The organism is Nocardia sp. 852002-20019_SCH5090214 (genome assembly GCF_001665865.1).
GTDB classification, from domain to species: Bacteria; Actinomycetota; Actinomycetes; order Mycobacteriales; family Mycobacteriaceae; genus Nocardia; species Nocardia nova.
Map to the genome: position 1 here is coordinate 1 of NZ_LZMK01000138.1, position 718 is coordinate 718.

Genomic DNA, 718 nt, shown 5'->3' on the forward strand with positions numbered 1-718 from the left:
TCCCGGTCGTGTCTTCAGTGCGGAAACCCGGTGACGTGGAAAGGCACCGGAAGACCACCGATCTGGTGCAGCAGCAGGTGCCGGCGGCGCGGGCACGAGGCGGGGATACGCATCCGTGAAGTCGTACGCGAACGGGTGGTCGACAAGCCGGAGCGGATCTCGGCACAACGCCAGATCGATCGCCTGCTCGACAGCGAGGAAGACACCGAACTGCTGCTGCACCAGATCGGTGGTCTTCCGGTGCCTTTCCACGTCACCGGGTTTCCGCACTGAAGACACGACCGGGAGGCGACCATACGGCCAGGCTACAAGTTTCTTCCGGACGAAACTCCCCCTCTGACACGCCGTGGTGCAAGAGGTGTGACCGGAAAATGGGACCGGAAGGAAGGAGGTTGGGCAGGTGCGGTTGCCCCGCGCATCATGTGCCTCACCCGTCCCAACCGGAAACCACAAAGACAGGAAACATCGCACTGCGCTCAGGGGCTCTGCGGCTCGGCGGCCGTACCCCATTTCGGGTACCGGACCCGCACCCCGGTCCGACCGGGCTCCGGCCGGTGGCCATGGCGGGGGTTGCGGACGGCCCTATGCTGAGCGGTGCCGGGCCCGGCCAGGCAGATCGGAACTCTCGGGGCCGGGCCCGGACCAGAATCGTCGTCAGCCGCGGTTGCGGTGCTCGGTTCGGTCAGTTGCAGGAGGCTGCGAACGGATAGCACAGCGC

1 protein-coding gene is annotated in these 718 nt (G+C 66.3%); it reads left to right on the forward strand.

Going from position 1 to position 718, the window contains the following annotated elements; translation table 11 throughout:
• The first annotated feature begins 135 nt into the window (after window positions 1-135).
• Window positions 136-273, forward strand: coding sequence for a hypothetical protein (locus A5780_RS39940; protein WP_156769464.1), 138 nt, complete (start codon window positions 136-138; stop codon window positions 271-273).
• Window positions 274-718: the final 445 nt, after the last annotated feature.